The organism is Gimesia algae, assembly GCF_007746795.1.
Classification (GTDB): Bacteria; Planctomycetota; Planctomycetia; order Planctomycetales; family Planctomycetaceae; genus Gimesia; species Gimesia algae.
This window is the reverse complement of record NZ_CP036343.1, coordinates 1789051-1811315: the sequence shown is the minus strand read 5'-3', so window position 1 is coordinate 1811315 and position 22265 is coordinate 1789051. Positions and strand designations below refer to the sequence as shown.

At 50.2% G+C, this 22265-nt stretch carries 15 protein-coding genes; 12 read left to right on the top strand and 3 right to left on the bottom strand.

The features are described 5' to 3' along the window. Positions 1-243: 243 nt before the first annotated feature. Complete coding sequence (locus Pan161_RS06830) at positions 244-2322, bottom strand: HEAT repeat domain-containing protein (protein ID WP_145225314.1); 2079 nt, start codon at positions 2320-2322, stop codon at positions 244-246. A 255-nt stretch (positions 2323-2577) separates the two neighbouring features. On the opposite strand from Pan161_RS06830, the gene Pan161_RS06825 reads away from it, so the two are divergent. The 5 genes from Pan161_RS06825 to pckA all read left to right on the top strand — a co-directional run bounded on the left by Pan161_RS06825 (position 2578) and on the right by pckA (position 8691). After that, positions 2578-3378, top strand: coding sequence for a hypothetical protein (locus Pan161_RS06825; protein ID WP_145225312.1), 801 nt, complete (start codon positions 2578-2580; stop codon positions 3376-3378). Between the two features lie 17 nt (positions 3379-3395). Continuing rightward, the gene (locus Pan161_RS06820) at positions 3396-4217 is read left to right on the top strand and encodes a formylmethanofuran dehydrogenase subunit C (protein ID WP_145225308.1); all 822 of its coding nucleotides are present in this window, start codon (positions 3396-3398) and stop codon (positions 4215-4217) included. A 40-nt stretch (positions 4218-4257) separates the two neighbouring features. Beyond that, the gene (locus Pan161_RS06815; RefSeq protein WP_145225306.1) at positions 4258-5922 is read left to right on the top strand and encodes a fatty acid CoA ligase family protein; all 1665 of its coding nucleotides are present in this window, start codon (positions 4258-4260) and stop codon (positions 5920-5922) included. Next, positions 5919-6920, top strand: a complete 1002-nt coding sequence (locus tag Pan161_RS06810) for an NAD-dependent epimerase/dehydratase family protein (RefSeq protein ID WP_145225304.1) — start codon at positions 5919-5921, stop codon at positions 6918-6920. Before Pan161_RS06815 ends, Pan161_RS06810 begins: the two co-directional genes overlap by 4 nt. Before the next feature lie 184 nt (positions 6921-7104). Further along, a complete protein-coding gene (pckA, locus tag Pan161_RS06805; protein ID WP_145225302.1) occupies positions 7105-8691 on the top strand; it encodes a phosphoenolpyruvate carboxykinase (ATP) in 1587 nt (528 codons plus the stop codon). Between the two features lie 117 nt (positions 8692-8808). Here the strand turns inward: pckA and Pan161_RS06800 are convergent, their stop codons facing one another. Further along, positions 8809-9762, bottom strand: coding sequence for a hypothetical protein (locus Pan161_RS06800; RefSeq protein WP_145225299.1), 954 nt, complete (start codon positions 9760-9762; stop codon positions 8809-8811). Between the two features lie 887 nt (positions 9763-10649). Here Pan161_RS06800 and Pan161_RS06795 point away from each other — a divergent pair. From Pan161_RS06795 to Pan161_RS06785, 3 genes are all read left to right on the top strand, one after another. Next, positions 10650-11168 (top strand): hypothetical protein, encoded by a 519-nt coding sequence (locus tag Pan161_RS06795; RefSeq protein WP_145225297.1) that lies wholly within the window; start codon positions 10650-10652, stop codon positions 11166-11168. A gap of 245 nt (positions 11169-11413) precedes the next feature. After that, a complete protein-coding gene (locus Pan161_RS06790; RefSeq protein ID WP_145225295.1) occupies positions 11414-12493 on the top strand; it encodes a prenyltransferase/squalene oxidase repeat-containing protein in 1080 nt (359 codons plus the stop codon). A gap of 5 nt (positions 12494-12498) precedes the next feature. Further along, positions 12499-13713 (top strand): prenyltransferase/squalene oxidase repeat-containing protein, encoded by a 1215-nt coding sequence (locus Pan161_RS06785; protein WP_145225293.1) that lies wholly within the window; start codon positions 12499-12501, stop codon positions 13711-13713. A 36-nt stretch (positions 13714-13749) separates the two neighbouring features. On the opposite strand, the gene Pan161_RS06780 is transcribed toward Pan161_RS06785, so the two are convergent. Next, entirely contained in the window at positions 13750-14460 is a 711-nt protein-coding gene (locus Pan161_RS06780) for a molybdopterin-dependent oxidoreductase (protein ID WP_145225291.1), read from the bottom strand. A 398-nt stretch (positions 14461-14858) separates the two neighbouring features. On the opposite strand from Pan161_RS06780, the gene secA reads away from it, so the two are divergent. From secA to Pan161_RS06760, 4 genes are all read left to right on the top strand, one after another. Continuing rightward, positions 14859-18407 carry a preprotein translocase subunit SecA gene (gene secA / locus Pan161_RS06775; RefSeq protein WP_145225289.1) on the top strand — a complete coding sequence of 1183 codons (3549 nt, stop codon included), beginning with the start codon at positions 14859-14861 and terminating at the stop codon, positions 18405-18407. 44 nt (positions 18408-18451) lie between these two features. Further along, positions 18452-19795 carry a 3-deoxy-D-manno-octulosonic acid transferase gene (locus tag Pan161_RS06770; RefSeq protein ID WP_145225286.1) on the top strand — a complete coding sequence of 448 codons (1344 nt, stop codon included), beginning with the start codon at positions 18452-18454 and terminating at the stop codon, positions 19793-19795. Between the two features lie 272 nt (positions 19796-20067). Beyond that, positions 20068-21246, top strand: a complete 1179-nt coding sequence (gene metK, locus Pan161_RS06765; protein ID WP_145225284.1) for a methionine adenosyltransferase — start codon at positions 20068-20070, stop codon at positions 21244-21246. Between the two features lie 50 nt (positions 21247-21296). Further along, positions 21297-22238: a hypothetical protein gene (locus tag Pan161_RS06760; protein WP_145225282.1), complete on the top strand. Its 942-nt coding sequence runs from the start codon at positions 21297-21299 to the stop codon at positions 22236-22238. Positions 22239-22265: the final 27 nt, after the last annotated feature.

Sequence of the window (22265 nt, the reverse complement as noted above, 5' to 3'; positions counted from 1 at the left end):
AACAATCATGCCAGAGATGAGGATGATCAGAATGCAGCGGCCCGTTTCAGAGTTGTTATAGCGAGCCTGAGGAAGCCTTTGATGTAACTTGCTTACAATCATTGGCTTCCAGATTGATTCCATCAGGGCTATGTGGAATTGAGCTGACACTGCTCAATTCCACCCTGTAGGTTGTGTGTTGACTGAAATCAACACCGAGTCTAATCAGGTGGCAGAAAAACAACATGTCTCAACAGCTGAGATTCAGCTGTTGAGTTTTTTCAATGCTGCTTCAGCCGCTTTTTTGACGCGTGGATCTTTATCTTTCACCGCGGTTTTCAAAGCCTGTGTGATTTCCGGAGTTTTGATTCCGAATTCTCCCAGGCTGATGGCAGCTTCAACGCGTGCATCCGGGTTAGGATGCTTTGTGAGCAGATCGGTCAGAGCGGGAATAGCTGCTTTGGCTCTGGCGGGACTCGGATCGATTTTTGTTAAAGCCCAGAGAGTCACTGCGTTTTCCTGTTCATTATGTAATTTGAGTTCTTTCTCCAGCAGGGGAACTGCGGACTCAGAGAGTTTGCCAAAGCGTGCCAGGGCATACGTGGCAACCACTCGCAGAACCATATCTTCAGAATTGACATAGGGTTTGATCAGAGGAATGGCAGCAGCTGCGGGGGGACCGATCTCTGCTAAAGCTGTGATTAACTCGAAAGTGACACGCTGGTCTTTTTCTTTTTCAAGGGCTTCTTTCAGACTGGGAACAGCAGATTTTGCCAGAGGGCCGGACAAGGCAATGGCACTGGCTGCCTCTCTGCGGAGCAGCGCGTTTTCATCGGAGAGTGCCTTGATCAGACCGGGTAACGCGGCGTTCACTGCTTCTGGATTGGTGGGATCTTCTCTCAGGAGTGCCCAGGCACACACGAGCCGAAAGCGTTCATCATCTGAATCTGACTCAGCGTATTTTTTAATGAGTGGCAATGCTTTTTTGCTGCCTATTTTCGAAAGCGCATAAACAGCTTTATTTCTGGTTGTGCCCGTACTGTTTTCCAGAATCTTGATCAGCTCAGGTTCTGCTTTGATTGCTTTGGGGCCAATTTCTCCCAGGCTGACGATAGCTGTCTCACGAATATCCGTATCATCTGATTTTGTCAGTTTCAGCAGTTCCGGAATGGATTCTTCTGATTCAGTACCAATTTCACCCAGAACGTGAATCGCCAGGAGTTTGAGAGAAGAGTCTTCATTTAACAGTTTAGTGACTTCAGGAACAGCTGCTTTTCCAATAGATGCCAGTGCAGAGGCGCTGGTGAGTGTTAAGGCGGTCGGACCGTCCTGCATTGCTTTCGCCAGAGCTGGTACGGCAGAGGAAGCATCAGGTCCAATTGAACCCAGTGCAGATGCAGCATCCAGTTTAACGTTCAGTTCCGAATCAGACAGTAGTTTGATTAACTCAGGAACAGCTGACTTGGCAGCACTGCCGAAATTCCCCAATGCAATCGCGGCATGGGCCCGCACTTCAGGAGAAGAGTTTTTCAGCAGAGGAGTTAATGCGGGTACGACTTCATCAGGTTTTGCAGAGATGGCACCCAATGCATTGGCAGCATGCCAGACCAGTTCGGGGTTTTCTACTTTCAACGCTTTGATTAATGTGGGAATGGCTGCTTCGCTCTGGGCTCCCATATGAGCAAAAACGTCACAGATCTGCTGGCATTGTTCTGTGTGGTTTTCTTTGTACTCTGTTTTCAGTTGTTCCAGAAGCGGTTCGACGGCGGGTGCGCCTAATTCAGCAAGGGCAACTGCTGCGCTGGAACGTACTTCGTTGATGGGAACATGTAGACTGTCAACGAGGACCTTAATAATCGGCTGCAGGTGTTCTTTATTCCCCGGATCAACGGCCCAGAGTGTACGGGCAGCAGCGATTTTCAGATAGGAATTGTTACTTTCCAGCAGGGGGACAATTTGTTTGGCTGCTGGTTTCGAAGCAGGACCGATACCCCGCAGTGCCTGTAAGGCATTATATTTCAGAATGATGGAATAGCCACGTAAGATTTTAGCAAGGTCGGGCACAGCAGCTGACGCAGCAGGTCCGATTTTTCCAAGAGCGATAATGGCTTCACTCTTGGAAGCGACAGAACCCGCTTTGACGACTTCAACCAATGCCGGGACGGCAGGTTTGGACAAAGGCCCTAACTCTCCCAGACGATGAGCGGCTAACGCCTGCTGTTCTTCGTTATCGCTGGCCAGATCTTTTATCAGTGGGGCGATATCAGGGGCTTGAGCAGAAACGATACCAGATGTGAGTAAACTGACGCCCAGAAAAAGCACTGTCGTAAGTAGTTGACGCATAAGTCAAGTTCCTGCTAATCATCGTTGCGAATGCCAGATTCTCCGAAAGTAAAGAATTCATATTACCTTCAGAAGAAAGACTGGCGAAATAGAAAGGAGAACATTAAACTGTTACATAATAGATATCATGATCCGAGTTGAAAAATCAAGTAATTCTGATCAGATTCATCAGGAAATCATAGAAGCCTGTCTTCAGGGAAATAAAATTCCCTCATGGGATCAGGTCCACTATCAATTTATGCTCAGGGGTAAGAGATGAAACCAGTGATGCACAAGATGACCCTGTCCGGTTTATGTTTAACGATCCTGTTGTCGACAGGTTCCATGGTTCAAGCGGCTGGTCCCTTCTTCCCGAGACAAACGGTCTATAATTTTGGTGGCGGTTACAGCCCCACTGCATTTTATGGTTACCGTGGTAGATATGGTGGCGGCTACTATGGCGGTTACCCTGGTTATTATGGAGGCTATTACAACGATGGCTCCTCTCTGATCCGTGCTCAGGGGCAGGCGCAGATAGACCGCTCCAAAGCCATGGTCAATTATCAGGAAGCTAACAGTAAATATATCGATAACCAGAAGAAGCTGGCTGAAACTTATGTGGCACGCCAAAAAGCACTCCGCGAGTCGATTCATGAAAAGGCGGAAATCGATAAGGAACTGGCTCAGCAAAAACAGGCTGCCATAGACGCACAAAGGGAAAAGAATCTCAAACTGCAGGAATCGGGTTTGAGTCCTTATTACAATGCCTCTTCCTCTCAAGATAATGAAACCTTAAACGCCAGCCAGCTCAATCCGGCAACAGGTGAAATCTCCTGGCCCGAATCGCTGATGGGGTCGGAATATGCAGAGTCACGTCAAAAAATTCAGGAACTCTATTCCTTGAAGAATTCCACAGGCATCACATCCAGTCTGTCGCAGGAAATCAATGACGAAGCGATCAAAATGAAAAGCATTCTGCGTGGCCAGATCAAAACCATGCTGCCAAACGATTATCTGGCTGCACGCGGATTCATTGAAGGCCTCATCAATATGGGAAAAACCACCCGGACAGGTTGATAAAGAATTTCTACCGCATGGCCTTCACTTTTACTCTCAAGCATGCGCTCACGATTCCGATCGAAGTTGATTCGATCAATCATGCAGCGGTCCAGCAGCTCTCGGCAGATGAGGTACGTGCGCTGCCAGTGCTTCAGGGAAATCAACGCGCTTCCCTCGCTGACTTTTTTGATGTGAAACAGTCCTCTGCCGAATCGGATCTAATGGTCTGGGTGGGGGATTGCTCCCGAGTTAAAGCCATTGGTGCTGAGTTGAGTTCCGGTTCCATTCGCATTGAGGGGAATGCGGGAATGCATCTGGGCCGGGAGATGTCCGGCGGTCAGATTCAGGTTCAAGGTGATGTCGCCGATAACCTGGCGACTGCGATGCGAGGCGGAGAAATCCATGTCACTGGAAATGCCGGTGATCTGGTCGGAGCCGCCTGGCCTGGCAGTAAACGGGGAATGAATGGCGGGAAGATTCTGATTCGCGGTAATGCCGGTAGAGAAGCAGGTCATCGCATGCGGCGGGGAGTGATTGTCGTGGGAGGCGATCTCGGCGATGCAGCTGGTTTTGATATGATTGCTGGTTCGATATTTTCTTTTGGGAAAATTGGTCTGTGTCCCGGTGCCAGCATGCGACGAGGGACGATTGCTGCGTTAAGTGACTCTGCAGAACCTGAGTTACTTCCGACTTTCAAGTATTCCTGTCAATATCGGCCCGCCTGGATGTCATTCTTTCTACGCGAATTGCGTTCAGTCGGTTTTCCTGTTCCGGAAGATTGTCTGAGCGCGGAGTATCGCCGTTACTGTGGAGACTTTCTGACACTTGGCAAGGGAGAAGTTCTGGTCCGCCAGTGAAAAGCGTCACTTCGTTTGACAGCCTGCGTTCCTTCTGATTATGTCTATTTCACAACGAAATATCGCCGACCGTTTAAAGCAGTCCGCACAAGCCTGGCCTTTTCAAAAAGCTGTCGTCTTTGCCACCGGTCAAGATAAGCAAGGCCGGTATGCTTACAGCAGTCTTACTTTCCAGCAACTGGATCAGGAAAGCGATCGACTGGCTCGAGGACTGATTCAACTGGGCGTGCAGCCCGGTACGCGAATGGCTTTGATGGTACGCCCCAGTCTGGAATTTATTGCATTGACCTTTGCGCTATTTAAAGCGGGCGCAGTCATCATTCTGATTGATCCGGGCATGGGCCGAAAAAATATCATGCGCTGTCTGGCGGAAGTGGAACCCGAAGGTTTCGTAGCGATCCCGCTGGCACAGTTGATTCGGAAACTGAAACACCGTTCTTTTCCCAAAGCGCATCTGAATGTGACTGTCGGCAAGCCGGTTCTGACTTCCGGTATCGATTATCAGTGGCTACTGGGGGGAGAGTGGGAACCTTTTGAAATGGTCCCGCGTTCTGCCACCGATCCTGCTGCTGTGATCTTTACGAGCGGCAGTACCGGACCTCCTAAAGGAGTTGCCTACGAGCATGGTATGTTCTGGTCGCAGGTGGATCTGCTGCGTGATTACTATCAGATTCAGCCAGGTGAAGTGGATCTGCCAGGGTTCCCGTTGTTTGCGCTGTTCAATTCTGCCATGGGAGTCACGACCGTGGTTCCCGATATGGACCCGACAAAGCCGGCTCAGGTCGATCCGGAAAAAATCATCCGGCAGATTAACGATCAGGGGGTCACACAAGCCTTCGGATCACCGGCAATGTGGAATCGAATCGGCAGGTATTGCGAACAGCATCAGATTCAACTGCCTTCGCTCAAACGCGTGCTATCCGCAGGAGCCCCGGTTCCCGTGCATGTGATTCAGCGTATGCGGCAGACTTTTACGAATTCAGTAACGGACATCAGTACACCTTATGGCGCGACTGAGTCTCTGCCGGTGGCTTCGATCTGCGGGCGCGATGTATTGGAAAAAACGTCAGCACAGACACAGTCCGGGGCAGGAACTTGTGTCGGGACGCCGTTTCCTGGTGTCCAGATAAAAATCATTCAGATTCATAACGAGCCGATTGAATCGCTTGAAAATGCCGTTGAATTACCTGCTGGTGAGATTGGTGAGATCATCGTACAGGGCCCGATGGCGACCCGTGAATATTTTCAGCGGCCCGAAGCAACACAGCTGGCAAAAATACCAGACGGCGATCGGTTCTGGCATCGTATGGGAGATGTCGGTTATCGGGATGCGGAAGGAAAACTCTGGTTCTGTGGACGCAAGGCACACATGCTGGAAACCCGTCAGGGCTGCATGTTCACAATTTGTTGTGAAGCGATTTTCAATCAGCATCCACGAGTCTATCGCAGTGCGCTGGTGGGAGTCGGCTCAAAACCGAATCAGAAACCGGTGATCATCGCCGAGCCGGAGCAGGGGGACTATCCTGAAAATCAGACAGCCCGTGATCAGTTCACACAGGAACTGCTGGTATTGGGCAAAGCAAATCCGTTAACGGACTCGATCGAAACCGTTCTGTTTCATCGTGCTCTGCCTGTTGATATCCGGCATAATGTCAAAATCTTTCGTGAAAAATTAACTCCCTGGGCAGAGAAACAGGTCAAATGAATGTGCTGGTGACCGGGGGAGGCGGCTTCCTTGGATTGTATATTGTTGAGCAACTGGTGGCTGCCGGGGAAACGGTTCGCGTGTTGTGTCGTGGCGAATACGCGCGGCTCAAAGAATTGGGTGTGGAGACCGTTCAGGGGGATATTCGTGATGCAGCAACAGTCGAGTTGGCTTGTGAGGATATCGATACCGTTTATCATACAGCCGCTGTTTCCGGCATCTGGGGACCTTGGGATTACTTTTACAGCATTAATACTCAAGGGACTCTGAATATCATTGAGTCCTGCAAATCGCAAGGTGTGACCCGACTGATTTATACCAGCTCACCTAGTGTTGTGTATGACGGTTCTGCCCACGAAAATGCCACCGAAGACCTGCCATACAGCGAGCATTTTCTCTGCCACTATCCGCACACCAAGATGCTGGCCGAGCGTGCTGTACTCGCGGCGAACGGAGAAGCAGGACTGGCAACGGTCGCACTCAGGCCGCATCTGATCTGGGGACCCCGCGATAATCATCTGATTCCCCGATTGATTCAGCGTGCCAAATCAGGACGCTTGCGACAGGTAGGAGAAGGAACCAATCTGATTTCGATGAGCTACGTGGAAAATGCAGCCGCGGCCCATCTCCAGGCCGCGGCACGTTTGTTTCCCGATTCTCCGGTTGGAGGTCAGGCCTATTTTATCAATGAGCCCGAACCGGTACTGATGTGGGAATGGATCAATCAATTACTCGTTGAAGCGGGACTGCAGCCCGTCAAAAAACGGATCTCAATCAATGCGGCGAAACGAATCGGAAGTGTGCTGGAGTTTCTATTCCGGGTTCTGCATCTGCCCGGCGAACCGCCGATGACTCGTTTTCTGGCGTCTCAGCTCAGCAGTTCTCATTATTATGATGTCAGTCGTGCGCGACATGACTTCGGGTATGAGCCTCCCGTTAGTTTTGAAGTAGCGATGCGGCGAATGAAGCCCGAATTGCAGCGACTGGCTGCACAATAGTCCTGTTGTGAATCCCGGCCGAATCCTGAAGGTAATTGGATACAAAGGTGGGAATCTCTCTTGGTGAAACTCAGGAGAGTGAGTAAACTTGCGACGAACAGCGGTGCGAAGGGCTTTATCTTGATCTCGGTCGAGCTGGGATTACGTAAACCCTGGAATTCAATTCAAGTGAATGGAGTGAAAAATGGAGTCGTTCGATCTGTCCGAACATGGAATCAACGTGGACTGGGTAATGCGTAACCCTGATCCATCAATGTTGTACGAAGAAGCCATTCGATTTGAACCAGGGGCTTCGATTTCGGATACGGGTGCGTTGATTGCCTATTCTGGTGAGAAAACAGGGCGTTCTCCTAAAGATAAACGGGTCGTCAAACATAAAAATTCCTCTGATGATATCTGGTGGGGTGATGTGAATTACCCCCTTGATCAGCACGCGTTCTTCTGTAATCGAGAACGCGCGACCGATTATCTGAATATCTGCCCGCACCTGTATGTGATTGACGCATTTGCCGGCTGGGATCCTGAGTATCAGATTAAAGTCCGCGTGATCTGTTCGCGTCCTTATCATGCATTGTTTATGCATAACATGCTGATTCGGCCAACCGAAGAGCAACTGGAAAACTTCGGCAAGCCGGACTATGTGATTTACAACGCGGGCACCTTTCCTGCGAATCGCTTTACGACAGGCATGACTTCCAAAACCAGCGTAGACCTCAGCATTGAAGATGGCGAGATCGTGATTCTGGGAACAGAGTACGCAGGCGAAATGAAGAAAGGTATCTTCACTGTCATGAACTACCTGATGCCGAAACGGGGAATTCTGTCGATGCACTGCTCCGCGACTGCGGATCGGCAGACGGGCCGCTCATCGGTGTTGTTTGGTCTGTCGGGAACGGGAAAAACCACACTCTCTGCAGATCCCAAGCGGTTCCTGATTGGTGATGACGAACACTGCTGGACGGATAATGGAATTTTCAACATCGAAGGAGGCTGTTACGCCAAGGCGATTTATCTCGCGCGGGAAAACGAGCCGGAAATCTTTCAGGCGCTGCGTTATGGTGCCGTACTGGAAAATGTCGTATACGATGAAGCCCGACATCATGTTGATTTCGATGATACCAGCTTCACACAGAATACCCGCGGCGCGTATCCGATCGAATTCATGCCCAGTGCCAAAATTCCCTGCCTGGCAGATCATCCCAATGATGTGATCTTCCTGACCTGTGATGCATTTGGCGTCCTGCCTCCAGTGAGTCGTCTTACACCCGAGCAGGCCATGTATCACTTTATCAGTGGTTATACAGCGAAAGTCGCCGGAACAGAAATGGGAGTGGATGAACCGGAAGCCACCTTTTCTCCCTGTTTTGGCGGGCCGTTCCTGGTCTGGCATCCGGGGAAATACGCCGACCTGCTGGCTGAGAAAATCAGGAAGTACAACGCCAACGTCTGGCTGGTCAATACCGGCTGGAATGGTGGCGCCTACGGCGTGGGAAATCGTATCAGCCTGAAAGACACGCGGGCGATTATCGATGCCATTCATTCCGGAACCCTGGTGCATGCACCGACCGAAGTCGATCCCATTTTTGGAACCGCCACCATTACGAAATGCCCCGGCGTGGATGATCATATTCTGGTACCGCATTCTTCCTGGGACGATCAGAACTCCTATAAAAATACGGCAATCAAACTGGCGACCGCCTTCAACGACAACTTTATGAAATACGCATCCGGTGTTTCAGAAGAAGTCCTGGCAGCAGCTCCGCGGGTCTGATTTTCACTGGACTGAACTGGTGAACTCGTTTTAAGAGAAGGGGAATTCGAAATCGCCGTACAGGAAGCATTATGATGCTTGTTTTGGAAGAATAGAATCGAATGATCGTTTCAGTTCTTATTTTGTATTTTCTTTCGCCAGTGAGTTTAGAGACAACCTGACATCTTCCAGCGTACCGATGGCAACGAACACCTGGAATGAATAATCGCCGGCGGCGACTCCCTCTGAATTCTTAACCCGAAAAACGCAGTTCCATTTCACCACTTTTGCAGCCGGGAAGCGAAATCGGCCGTAGCCCGCGTGTTTAAAGCCGGGAGACGGCTGATCGGGAGAGAAAACGCCCATCGCGTACTTGCCGTCTCGCGTGCTCAGGATGACCGGATCGTCCTGTTCGCCCGGCCCGTCGTCCAGAGGCTGCAGTTTCCCGGTCTGCGGATTAAATTTCCAGAACTGTTCAAACTCAGCAGGCATGTACCCCGTCAGTGCTTCAAACTGGGCATGGTTGTGCCGTTCTCCTTGGGGGATCGTGAACGTGACGCGATAATCGAGCACCTGATCGAGACCCTGGTAGCCGATTCGAACCTGCTTGGAAATCTGATGTTTGGAAAGAATACTGGTATTGAGTGCCGGCCTGCCGGATGATTTCTGTCCCGGAGCCAGCCAGAACGCCATCTGGGTCGTCGAATGCAGTTCGTTGTCGCGTGCCTGTAAACGGAGTAATTTACTGGAGGACGTGGGTCCCACGCCATCAGAGCGCGAGCCCGCTTCGGTGGGATTAAAACGCTCCGCCCAAAATTCGCCTGGCTGTCCACAGTCAAAGCTGGCAGCAGACTGCAGTTGTCTGCCATGATCAAAACTGTCGATGAATTCCTTGCCATTCCAGGTCAGCGAATGAATGGCGCCCGCCAGGCGATTGGTTGTAGTGATCACGATTTCCGAATCACCGGCTTTACCTCGGACCACAGCATTGCCCTCAGGGGCAGCCTGGCTTTGACTGGCGATGTAACAGCACAGGTTCAGCATCAGTAAACCGCGATAGCAGAAGCGTGTGCTACACAAATGGATCAACATTCAAATGTCCTTCTGAAAATTAAGATCACGGGATCACGCCGGACAAACAGAATCTGCATTGGAATTTCATTATATCAAAACCGGGTAACCCCGAATGCAATTCGGGGTTGTCGCAGACAACAGGAAACCGTCAGGGATTCGCACAATTCAGGATAATAGATCCGACCTGCATTGAGAGTTTCATAATAGCCAGCGTCCTCAAAGTGCATATGTTAAAACAGTCAGACCTGAAAACGAATCACCACCACTGACCAGATCAGACTTGACCCCGGCGCGCCGCTGGCGATAAGCGTTGTTTTGGGTCGCGCGCGTGCCCAGTTTACAGTGCACTGAAACACGGGCCACTTGTTCGCAGTCATCACTATAAAACAGCCGGTTTTTTCCAGATAAGCAGTTCGCAGAACAGCACCTGTTCCGAATGTATGCCTGCGGGTCGCCGCACTTCGCAGCCTTTCACCCCGGAACCGCCACTGCTCACACCAGCATCGTCCCTGTATCAACCTGTATCGCCACCTGCTTTTATTCAGATCCCTGTTGACGCCTGTATGACTCTCTATAGAATCGATCTCCTTAATAGTACAGATAGCGTCCAGCCTGTAGAAAACGGCGACTACCAGCCTCGGCGATTGAGACCGGTATGCTACACCCGCTGCCGTTGTCCGCGTTCCCGACAGGCATGCTGGAAATTATCTCGCTGAATATACCATGCAGAATTATATAGGGATGCTTCCCATCTCTGCAGATGAAAATCCAGCACCAATACACGTATAGCAAATGCCCTTAATCAGCTTTGCATTCCAGCCTGTGATTTGCTTCGGCAGACAATTATTATAAAAGATCTGGCTTCCCTGAGAGTCTTATCAATTTCGATTTTAGAAGGATGAATCATGAGTTTTGATGTCTTTTTTCAAACCGCCCATATCAGTGATCAAACGGAAGAGGCTGTGAATCCCTTTACCGGCGAAACGATTCAAAAACCGGTCGGTGAGTGCGTTGCTGAGGATGAGCGAGAAAGATTACAAAAACTGTTTGCGAAAAAAGGAGCACAGGAACCAGATGAGTCTGGCTGTTACCTGATCGAATTTGAGGACGGGACAGGGCTCGAATTATTTTTTGATGGTCTGGCAGAAGGCTCTGAATTCAGTGGCGGAATGGCGGCACTCCGATCCTTAACGCCAGACATCGCCACATTTCTGTATGCAGTGGCAGACCAGGGAAATCTGGTGATCCTGCCAGCCATGGAGGATATGAGACCGATTGTGACTTCCGCTGAAAACGCCGAGCGTGCTCTTTCCCGCTGGCCTGATATTGTTAAGATCTCTTCCACCGAAGAACTCTTGCAAATTCTAAGTGGCGGCTTTGGTGACTGGAGTGAGTTTCGAGATCGAGTCGTCAATGATGGATAGTTCACGTGGAAGATGATTTTGATTGCGTCCCTTGATAATGTTATCCTGTCGAAAATTCCGACAATAGAGTCGATCAGATCTACCCCCCCGTCTGCTGTGACTGCACTTGTTACATTGAATCAAGAACAGAAACGCTGACACAGCTGGATTTCGATACAATAAAAATTGTTCCCGAATGGACCGATTTATGCAGTGGTTTCCCTTTGAGTTGCCTGACATTTGCTTTGTTCAAGGGATTGTGCTGGATGAAAAGTGCATTTTTATCGAAGAATCTGTTGTGTGTCCGCACTCTGATTTATTGTCTGAGTTTCATACTTGCTCCCTGTACTGATTTAAGACAGGTGACCTCGACGGTGCAGGCGGGCAATCCGGTCCGAAACGATCCCAAAACCCGACAGGCGATCGAACGGGGGATGGACTGGTTGATCTCGGCGATTCACAGAGATGGAACAGTGGGGCCAGACCGGTATCATATGCCGGACCTCAGTTGTACTGCGATGACAGGTCTCGTGCTCCTTTCTGAAGGGAGTACTCCTCGTGCAGGAAAGTATCAGAAACAGAGTCGGCTGGTCTTGTATGGGGTATTGGATCTGGTCGAATCTCGCCCGTTAAATCGATCAAAAGATAATATCACCCTGGTACAGAGAAAGATCGGTCTCAATGCAGATCTGTTTCTGGCGACACTTTATCTGAGTCAGATTTACTACGATGCTCCGGGGGAAGAGAAAGCAATTCGCGCTGCTCTGGGCAAACTGGTTAATTACATCTGTCTGACACAGGGAAAAGATGGCACCTGGGGAAACGAGAGCTGGGCTCCCGTACTGGGAACGATTTTAGGCTGGGAATGTCTGCGAGCGGCCAGTTCGGCTGGCTTGCGAATTGAAGCTTCGGAACAGCTGGTAGGTCAGGCGCTGATGAAGCATTTACGGGAGCAGCCCGATGACAGGCGAAACTGGATGCAACAGTTCTATAAAGAGGCGGCAGGTGTGCGCGTGCTGTATTCACTGGGATACAGAGATACTCCAGAGTTTCAGGAGAGTGTGCACACGATTCTGGAAAGAGTGAAAACGGAACCGCGGGTTTTTCGTTTTGCCGGGGGAGAAGAATATCTGGCCTTTTATTTTATTACGGAATGCATGCTCAAGGGACAGCAGGAGAGCTGGAAATACTGGTATCCTCAGGTGCGCGACGGAGTCTTGAGAACTCAAAACCAGGATGGCAGCTGGAAAGGACATCATTGTATTACCGACCGCACCTTTTGTACTGCTGGCGTTCTGCTGACATTGTTATCCCCAAACTTCAGTCTTCCCACTTCAGATCTGTAATCCGGATGTATCGGCACTGCAATCACATCCAGGTTCATTTACTCGGAATACTACTGTTTATACCGGGTCAGCTGATCGCGGAAGACCAGACACCTGGAATCCGGGTGGAGCGCGGGGAATTCAAATCGCGACAGCAACTGGGTAGCAATGCGCTTTTGAAGGGCAGACGCTGGCTGGTACAGCAGCAGAGATACGATGGCAGCTGGCAATCGAAAACTTATGCCAGTCTCGAGAGCAGAATCGCGACCAGTGCACTGGTGATGTCAACGCTGGTGGAAATCACGCCACCAGGTGCAGCCCAAGGTGAATCAATCAGTCGCGGTTTCGCCTTTCTCAAATCAAAAATTAACCAGGAAGAGATCTGGAAGTCGATTGAGGCAGAATCGAATTATCCCCTGTATTCAATCTGTCTGATATTGGCGACGCTGAATCAATATCAGCCGGAAGCAACTGCAAATCGGGAACTTCGGGACTCATTAAGCCAGGAATTGTTACGCCGGCAGCGAATATTGCAAGCGGATCGAATCTCAGAAGGTGATGTCGCGGGGGGATGGAGGCCAGGTAGTGATTCATTCCAGCAGGGTTCCGCAGCCAATCCGGCGAACGTCTCTGTCACTTTCTTTGCCCTCGCCGCGCTGTCCGGGGCGCAAAAATTACCACTCAAGAACCGCATCGGGGCACTGGAATATCTGCAGCACTGTCAACTTCCAACTGAAGCCACGGGCGCGGGTGGTTTTGTGTTTACGATCCTTCCCGATCATCCTCTGAATAAAGCGGGTTCTAAACGCACCCGGTCAGGTAAGCTTTATGGCGTCCCCTATCTCTCTGCCAGCTGTGATGGGATTTCCGCTCTGCTGGCCTGCGATGTGACTTCTGATGATCGAAGGATTCAGTCTGCGCTCACCGTTCTGTCTCAATTGTTGCATTCGCGACTCGCTGAGTTCCCGTTCAATATAAAGCGTTCGTACCAGAAACTGGATGCCCTCTATTTTTACGAAGCCGCAGCGACAGCCCGTGTCTGGAAACAAATGAGGGAAAAAGGTGTGGTAAATCAGTTTCTGAATTCACGCTGTCATGAGGTCTTGCAGACACTCATTGAGAAACAGCATGCAGACGGGCACTGGGAAAACCCGCTCCCCTGGATGATGGAAGACGACCCACTGATTGCAACCGCATTCGCACTCCAGGCGATTTATCGCTGTCAGACTCCGGCTGATTAGAGTGTAAATTCTCTTTGAGACGCACAGAATCCCAGATCACTTATCAAAGCCAGGCGGGATCTGGTCCTGTGATTCAAAGCGTTCACCGTCCGGGTTGTCTTTATCGACCACCCAGGGGTCGCCATGGTGATGATAGCCGCAGCGTTCCCAGTAGCCCGGATCGTCCTCGGCAAGAAAATCGATCCGTTTGAGCCACTTGGCACTTTTCCAGGCATAGAGCAGGGGGACGATCAGACGAACCGGTCCGCCATGATCGGGAATCAGCGGCTGGCCATCATGCAGATCGCAGAGCAGAACGTCCTCCGACTGAAAGTCTTTCAAAGGCAGGTTGGTCGTCCAGTCGCCGTCATAGCCGGTGGCAACCACGTAGCGGGCATCCGGGTGAACGCCGGCGCGTCGCATGATTTCCTGTCCGGTAACTCCTTCCCACAAATTTCCCAGCCGGGACCAGCGTGTGACACAATGGAAATCCGCGAAGACCCGGGTGCGCGGGAGCTGTTGGAATTCGTCCCAGCTGAAAGTGAGCGGGGTTTTTACCAGGCCACCAATTTCCAGTTTCCAGGTGTCGAGATTGACCGCAGGGACAGTGGTGGCGTGCAGCACAGGCCATTTTCGTGTCCGTGTCTGTCCGGCGGGAATCCGTTCCTGCCGGCGTGTATCGGCACTGATGATGGTTTCGTCATCATTTTCCGGGGGAAGAGGTGGGGCACCGGTCTGATATTTCTCTGAATCCGGATTGTTATACATCTGTAGGCTCCATAGTGGTTTAAGAAGACTGATGCCGGACGGATTTCCCTCAGGAATATAGGAATTTCTGCTAAATTATCCAGAGGTAGATATTACAAATGCCCCAGACTTGGCACATTGGTTGCATTTCTGTATGAGTGAGCCTTCCAATCTTCTGAAGTTCAGGTCGGGACCGGTCAGAATACCGCCATTGACCATATTTTTCAAAATAAATAAACTTCGGAAAGAGAAGAACTTACAGAAATTAAATGTATTCTGGGCAAGGAAGTGCTGGTGAAGGCGAATACTTCAGTCACCAGGGAACAATCACTTGTTCCTGCCAGTATGACAGTCTGACTGTGATCGACCAGAACAAATATTGAAGACTATTTTTCGAGAATTCGAGTTCAGGTTAAAAAATGGAATTCCTAGACAAGCTGGGTGAATGGTTAACGACAGTAACGGCATGGTTCGAATGGTTTCTCACCGGGTTGTTCGGTTCGTCGAATGAACGCCAGATTCGGAAATTGGGTTTTGTCCGCAATAAAGACGGGAGCGATGAGATCGCCCCTGGTTCCATGCTGGCAGAAATTGACAGTTTTGAACCGGAATTGATGAAACTATCCAACGAAGAATTGAAACAGACGGCGGAGAAGCTCCGTGCGCGACTGGCCGCGGGAGAAACGCTGGATGATATTCTGACGTATGCATTCGCAGCAGTACGCGAGTCTGCACGTCGCAATTTGAGTATGCGACATTACCCCGTGCAGATGATCGGGGGGTACTTTCTGCATAAAGGCATGATTGCAGAAATGGTGACCGGGGAAGGAAAAACTCTGGTTTCTTCTCTGCCGGCCTTCCTGAATGCGCTCTCTGGCAAAGTCCATATTGTCACAGTCAATGATTACCTGGCATTACGTGACATGGAATGGATGGGGCCCATTCATATAGCGCTGGGACTGACGGTCGGAGCGATCCAGTCTAAAATGGGGCCTGAAGAACGTCAGAAGCATTACGGCTGCGACATTACTTACGGAACCAATAATGAATTCGGATTCGACTATCTGCGTGATAATATGAAACCGGTGAAGGAACTGCAGGTGCAGGGACCTTTGAACTACGCCGTCGTAGACGAAATCGATAATATTCTGATCGATGAGGCACGTACGCCACTGATTATTTCCGGTCCCGCTCAGGATGATTTAACGAAATATTCCAAAGCGAATGCTGTTTCATTGAAACTGATTCCAGGCACGGATTTTGAAGTCAAAGAAAAAGAGCATACCTGTCACCTGACGGATGCGGGGGTCAAACATGCAGAAGAACTGGCAGGTGTAGAAAGCTTTTATACCGCCGGGAACATGGAATGGCCGCATCTGATTGATAACTCGCTGAAAGCGCATCACCTTTATAAACGGGATGTGAATTATGTCGTCCAGCAAGGCGAAGTCATTATTGTCGACGATCACACCGGGCGACTCATGCCGGGTCGTCAGTGGGGCGATGGACTGCATCAGGCGGTTGAAGCCAAAGAGGGTGTGAGAATTAAAGAAGAGTCTCAGACTCTGGCCACGATTACCCTGCAGAACTTTTTCAAGTTATACGATAAGCTGTCCGGTATGACCGGTACCGCGATGACGGAAGCGGAAGAGTTCTGGAAGATTTACCAACTGGATGTGGTCAGTATTCCGACCAACCGTCCGATGCAGCGGATCAATCATCCTGATGTGATTTATCAGACGGAAAAAGAAAAATGGACCGCCATTGCCGACGAAGTCCGGGAAGTTCATAAAGAGGGGCGTCCGATTCTGGTCGGGACAGTCTCGATCGAACAGTCTGAGATTGTCAGTCACAGACTGAGCAAGTATGGCATTCCGCATAACGTTCTGAACGCCAAACATCATGAACGTGAAGCCGAGATCATTGCACAGGCAGGTCGTAAAGGAGCCGTCACCATCGCCACAAACATGGCTGGTCGCGGTACAGATATTATTCTGGGGGGAAGTGCCGAGCATATTGCCTGGGAAGAATTGAGCCAGAAATACGAATCTCGTATTCAAGTGCCGAAAGCGGAGTGGGATCAACTGGTCAGAGAGATTGAAAAACGGGAAGGTATGGATGTCGAAGCCGAAGAAGTCATGCAACTGGGTGGCTTGCATGTGATCGGTTCTGAACGTCACGATTCCCGTCGTATCGATTTACAGCTGCGCGGTCGTTCGGGACGACAGGGAGATCCAGGATCCAGTCGCTTCTTCCTGTCGCTGGAAGATAAACTGATGCGGGTCTTTGCCGGTGAATGGGTGAAAAATATTCTGTCTCGCCTGGGCATGGAAGAGGGAGAAGCCATCGAAAGTCGGATGGTTTCCAAACGTGTCGAAGGCGCTCAGAAGAAACGGGAAGAGACCCATTTCGAGCAGCGAAAGCATCTGCTGGAATATGATGAAGTCATGGACGAACAGCGAAAAACCGTCTACGGCTACCGTCAGCGGATTCTGGATGGCTGTAACTGCCGCGATCTGATTCTGGAGATGATTGAACGCCAGGTCGATGAAGAAACAGAGCGCCTGCTCGATAAAAATTACAGCTGGGACACGATTGCCGCCTGGTGTGGTCAGGAAGCCCATATCGAAGTGGAATCCGCTAACGTACGCGAAATGACGTATGAGCAGCTGGTCAGCTATCTGAAAGACGAAGCCAGCCTGCAGGCAGATGATATCATTGCAGAACAGATCAACGAAAATCTGCCCGAAGAATATGAAGATGACTGGAACTGGCAGGCACTGACCAAATGGACGAATGCTTATTTCAATTTGAATCTGAATGACCGCGAACTAAAGAAAATCGGTCGCGATGGACTGCATCAGACGCTGTTTGACCATGCTCAAAAAGCCATCGAACGCATTGACTTCACCCCCTTGCAGGCATTTCTGGATGAAGAATGGGGTTCCCGTTCTCTGGCAGGTTATTTGAACTACCAGTTCGGTATCGAAGCCGACCCGGAAGAATTCAAATCGTTGAGTATTCCGGAAGCAAAAGCCAAAGTACTGGAAAAAGTAAAAGAACTGTATCGGGAAAAAGAAGTCACCTTCCCGGTAACCGTTGGTATGTACAATTTTCTAGGCAAGCAACAACCCGGGAATGAAGCGAACAGCCGGGTCGGGTTGGTGAAGTGGGCCAACTCAAGATTTCATTCCAACCTCGATCTGGAAGCCTTAAAAGGAAAACAGGTCAATGAAATTCAAAATATCCTGTCTGCAGAAAGCGAAAAGGTCTTTGTTAACGGCGAAGCCTCTAAGCAGATCGAGCAGTTCCTGACCAAAGCTTATACGGGAGAAGAGTCCGTTTCCACGGGGAAAAGTGCTCATCCCGTGCAGAATACAGCCGCTCTGGGGGAGCTTGCTGACTGGGCAAATACGGAACTCGAATTAAATCTGACGACGGAAGAACTGGAACCGCTTACAGACGATGAAGTCAGAATCCGTCTGTATCAGGCTTACAATAAACGTTATCGTCCGGAACTCAGTCAGGCAGAACGCTCGCTGATTCTGGAAGTGCTCGACACCTCCTGGAAAGACCACCTGTATTATATGGATCATTTGCGGTCCGGCATTGGTCTGGTTGGGTATGCCCAGAAAGACCCCAAAGTGGAATACCGCCGTGAAGGGATGAAGGCCTTTGACAGCATGTGGGGGCGCATTGGCCAACAGGTCACTTCCGCCATTTTCCGCCTGGAAAAACAGAGCCCTGATTTCGTCGGTTCCTTATGGCGGGTCACAGATACGGTACATGAAGAAGTCACTGATGATTACGATTATGGCGAAGATGAAGAGGGGGATACGAATTCCTCCGAGCCTGCTCAGCAGGCAATCGATCCAATTGTGAATCAGCAACCCAAAGTAGGTCGAAATGATCCCTGTCCGTGTGGCAGTGGGAAAAAATTTAAAAAGTGCTGCGGAAAGAATCTGTAGTTTTTAAATTCCGGAATTGATGTCCGGTTGGGGAATGGAATCCCGTGCAAATATATGCGTATCTGTTGAATCTGGTTTACTGCCTGTTACTGGCCTGTGCTTCGCCGATTATCCTGTACCGGGTTCTGGTTCAGAAAAAATACCGAAGCGGGCTGGCGCAGAAGTTTCTGGGGCAGTTGCCCGAGCGAAACAGTGATGAGCCTTGCCTGTGGTTTCATGCAGTCAGCGTGGGAGAAGTATTACAACTGCCGCCCCTGCTGGAAGAGCTGAAACGACAAAATCCCACTCTCGAACTTGTGATTTCGACGACGACGCATACGGGATATGCAGTAGCGAAAGAGAAGTTTCCCGAGTTGACCGTCTGTTACTTTCCCCTGGATTTTTCCTGGGCGGCCAAACGGGCGTTGCAGCGCATCAGGCCAACGGCAGTGATTCTGGTGGAGATGGAACTCTGGCCGAATTTCGTTTTAGCGGCAGATCAATCGGGCATTCCAGTCTCGATTATCAATGGTCGATTAAGTGAAAAAAGTTTTCGCGGATACAGAAAACTTCGCTGGTTGATCGGGCCGTTGTTGAACCGTCTGCAACTGATTGCTGTTCAGACCGACGCGTATGCGGAACGCTTTCAAAACCTGACAGGCCATGTAGATCGCATTCAGGTGACCGGCTCGATTAAATTTGACGGAATTCAGGTGGATCGGGCGAATCGATTGACGGCAGAACTACGAAGTGTTTTTCGGCTGAATTCAGATGAAACCGTTCTGGTCGCAGGCAGTACTCAGTCGCCGGAAGAACAGATTGCTGTGGAGGTTTACCTGGCAGCCAGAGAGCGATTTCCCAAGCTGCGCCTGATTCTGGTACCACGTCACCAGGAACGTTTTAATGAAGTTGCTGAGCTGGTGATGCGAAAGGGACTCCCACTGATTCGGCGCAGCGATCAGGAGTCGGAAGAGGCTGGGGCGGTCTTACCGTTTTCGACTACCCAGGCACCTGCGATTGGGCTGCTGGATACGCTGGGAGAATTAAAATCCTGCTGGGGATTGGCTGATTTCGCGTTTGTCGGGGGTAGCCTGACAAAACGTGGTGGACAAAATATGATCGAACCGGCAGGATATGGTACCGCCTTGATGTTGGGGCCGAATACCTGGAATTTTAAGGATGTGGTCGACGCCCTGCTGCAACATCAGGCTGCCACGATTGTTCAGGATCAGACTGCATTTCAGGAGACACTGATTCAATGGCTGGAAGACCCACGACTGGCGGAAGATCAGGGATCACGGGCACAACGCTTCGTTTTGGATCAACGGGGAGCAACGCTGCGCACACTGGCTTTGATCTTACCGTTCATTTCGGGAGGAAAGTCGGATTCGCAGGATAAGGCTGCCTGATTCAATCCGGTTTGATGTGCCCGCGTGGACATTTTCAGCAGTGGAACATCCAGAAACATTTTCTAAAACAGAAAGCAGAGCGAAAGCTACTCTTGTTGAGTTTACTCTGGATTTCTACAATTAGGCAAAATCAGTTGATATGAAACGTAAAATGAAAGGCGAGATGTTCTTTCAGGCAGTTCGTTTCATATTTTGAGGTAATGGATCAGGTTCCCGGTGTTGCCCGGGTCCAGGTACGCTCATCATGGCAAAGTATATAGGTGGAGTAACGCATGGCTAATTTTTCGTTCACAAGTGAATCCGTCAGTATGGGACATCCCGATAAAGTCTCCGATCAGGTTTCGGACGGTATCCTGGATGCATTACTTGCTCAAGATCCCTACTCACGTGTCGCTTGTGAGACATTGTGTACCACTGACTTCGTTGTGCTGGCTGGTGAAATTACGAGTAATGCCCAGGTCGATTATGAAAAGATCGCTCGCGACGTGATTCGTGATATTGGTTATACCAGTAATGACATCGGGTTTAATGCCGATACCTGTGAAGTTCTGGTGAAACTGCATCAGCAGAGTGCCGATATTGCCCAGGGCGTGGATGCAGAAGGAGCCGGAGACCAGGGACTGATGTTTGGCTATGCCTGCAATCAGACCGAAGAATACATGCCGGTTCCGATTGCGCTCTCACACCGCATTTTGAATAAGCTCACAGAAATTCGCCAGAATGGAGAAGTAGACTGGTTATTACCTGACAGCAAAAGTCAGGTCACCGTGGATTATGAAGACGGCAAACCTGTGGGAGTCTCCGCTGTAGTTGTTTCCACTCAGCACACAGAAAATGTGTCTCAGGAAGAAATTCATAGATTTGTCACTGAAAAAGTGGTCAAGGAAGTCATTCCAGCCGACTTCTTAAATGATAAAACAAAGTATCATATCAATCCCACAGGTCGTTTTGTGATTGGTGGTCCCCACGGCGATACCGGCCTGACCGGACGTAAAATTATCGTGGACACTTATGGTGGCTGGGGACGTCATGGCGGTGGCGCATTCAGCGGAAAAGACTCTACGAAGGTAGACCGTTCTGCTGCCTACATGGCACGTTATATTGCCAAGAATATTGTCGCTGCCGGACTGGCTGCTGAGTGTGAAGTTCAACTTTCCTACGCCATTGGTGTTGCCGAACCAACCAGCATTTATGTGGATACCAAAGGAACGTCAGTGATACCCGAAGAGAAGATTTCCGAACTGGTCGGAGAACTCTTTCCGCTGAGCCCGCAGGGGATTATTAATCATCTGCAGTTACGCCGCCCGATTTTCAGAAAAACAACCTGGGGTGGTCACTTTGGTCGGAACGATCCCGATTTTACCTGGGAAGCAACTGATAAAGCAGCCGAATTGAGAGACGCTGCCGGATTGGGTAATGAAGTACCCGAGCCTCAATTTGCCATGTCCTGAGCGAATCAGTTCACTCGGATTTTGGCAGGGCAGAACGGAGGATGCTCGATATGAAACAGTCTAAGCAGAATCTTTATCGCCTGGAAAATGAAATGACACGGGGAAAGCTGTCTCTTTTGAGAGGGCTTTCCCCTCTGTTTTTCACAGGCGTCATTGGTGCCGGTGGAGTAGGGCTGTTGCTGTTGCGCGCAGTCGCCTTGATTCAGGTAGAAGACAGCTATTTACCCGTCCTGACCGTCGGCGCTCTGATGTCGTCTCTGGTCGCAGGAAACCTGCTGTTACTGCGACAATTCAGATTGCTCAGGCTCTCAAACAGCCACAAGAGTGGTCTCACATTGGCGCTCGTATTACCTGTTCTGTCTGGAATGCTGGCAGTGTTACCAGAAAACGGTCTCAATCTGATGGGCATCCTGTTTTTCTGCCTGACCTATTTCATGGCTTTTGCCGGGGTACTGGAATGGCTTGACCGGGAAGCAGCGGAACTCGCGGAGAATGATCGATTCAATGATCCCCATCAGGGGTTACCAGCAGCAGATTCAGCGGAGTCCTGCTCTGATGCTGCTGAGTCACAAATATCAGGTCTGACTGAGATCGATGCAGACCGTGAAAAGCGATTTGAGGCTTTACTGACAGAAAACCAGTCTGATATAGAAACGCATTCAGATGACGAGGAACATAGTCATTGTTCACAGTGGATGAATCGCAACTCAGATGAGTCAGGTTTTGAATGCATTGAAGGCGGGGTCCTGGTGCAATTTGAACCACAGCAGAAGACTCGGGTCGTGCATCTCGGTCTTTACCCTCCTTTGAAGGGAAAACTCTCCGTGAACTGCGAGTTTGACCCCGGTTTGCCTGTCCGGACTCGGATCCTGGAAACCCGTGGTTATGGTGTCAGCGTGGAGGTTAAACGCTCTGCCGATCTGGAGCAGGAATTTCAGGCAGTGATGCAATATTGGGTGACCAATCAGGCACTCAATGAGGATGTCGCCTGAAACAGGTCTCCTTTTGATCATCAGGGT

Coding starts and splice junctions, on each gene's coding strand:
- Pan161_RS06830 (WP_145225314.1), bottom strand. CDS start 2,322: ATGCGTCAACTACTTACGACAGTGCTTTTTCTGGGCGTCAGTTTACTC.
- Pan161_RS06825 (WP_145225312.1), top strand. CDS start 2,578: ATGAAACCAGTGATGCACAAGATGACCCTGTCCGGTTTATGTTTAACG.
- Pan161_RS06820 (WP_145225308.1), top strand. CDS start 3,396: ATGGCCTTCACTTTTACTCTCAAGCATGCGCTCACGATTCCGATCGAA.
- Pan161_RS06815 (WP_145225306.1), top strand. CDS start 4,258: ATGTCTATTTCACAACGAAATATCGCCGACCGTTTAAAGCAGTCCGCA.
- Pan161_RS06810 (WP_145225304.1), top strand. CDS start 5,919: ATGAATGTGCTGGTGACCGGGGGAGGCGGCTTCCTTGGATTGTATATT.
- pckA (WP_145225302.1), top strand. CDS start 7,105: ATGGAGTCGTTCGATCTGTCCGAACATGGAATCAACGTGGACTGGGTA.
- Pan161_RS06800 (WP_145225299.1), bottom strand. CDS start 9,762: ATGTTGATCCATTTGTGTAGCACACGCTTCTGCTATCGCGGTTTACTG.
- Pan161_RS06795 (WP_145225297.1), top strand. CDS start 10,650: ATGAGTTTTGATGTCTTTTTTCAAACCGCCCATATCAGTGATCAAACG.
- Pan161_RS06790 (WP_145225295.1), top strand. CDS start 11,414: ATGAAAAGTGCATTTTTATCGAAGAATCTGTTGTGTGTCCGCACTCTG.
- Pan161_RS06785 (WP_145225293.1), top strand. CDS start 12,499: ATGTATCGGCACTGCAATCACATCCAGGTTCATTTACTCGGAATACTA.
- Pan161_RS06780 (WP_145225291.1), bottom strand. CDS start 14,460: ATGTATAACAATCCGGATTCAGAGAAATATCAGACCGGTGCCCCACCT.
- secA (WP_145225289.1), top strand. CDS start 14,859: ATGGAATTCCTAGACAAGCTGGGTGAATGGTTAACGACAGTAACGGCA.
- metK (WP_145225284.1), top strand. CDS start 20,068: ATGGCTAATTTTTCGTTCACAAGTGAATCCGTCAGTATGGGACATCCC.
- Pan161_RS06760 (WP_145225282.1), top strand. CDS start 21,297: ATGAAACAGTCTAAGCAGAATCTTTATCGCCTGGAAAATGAAATGACA.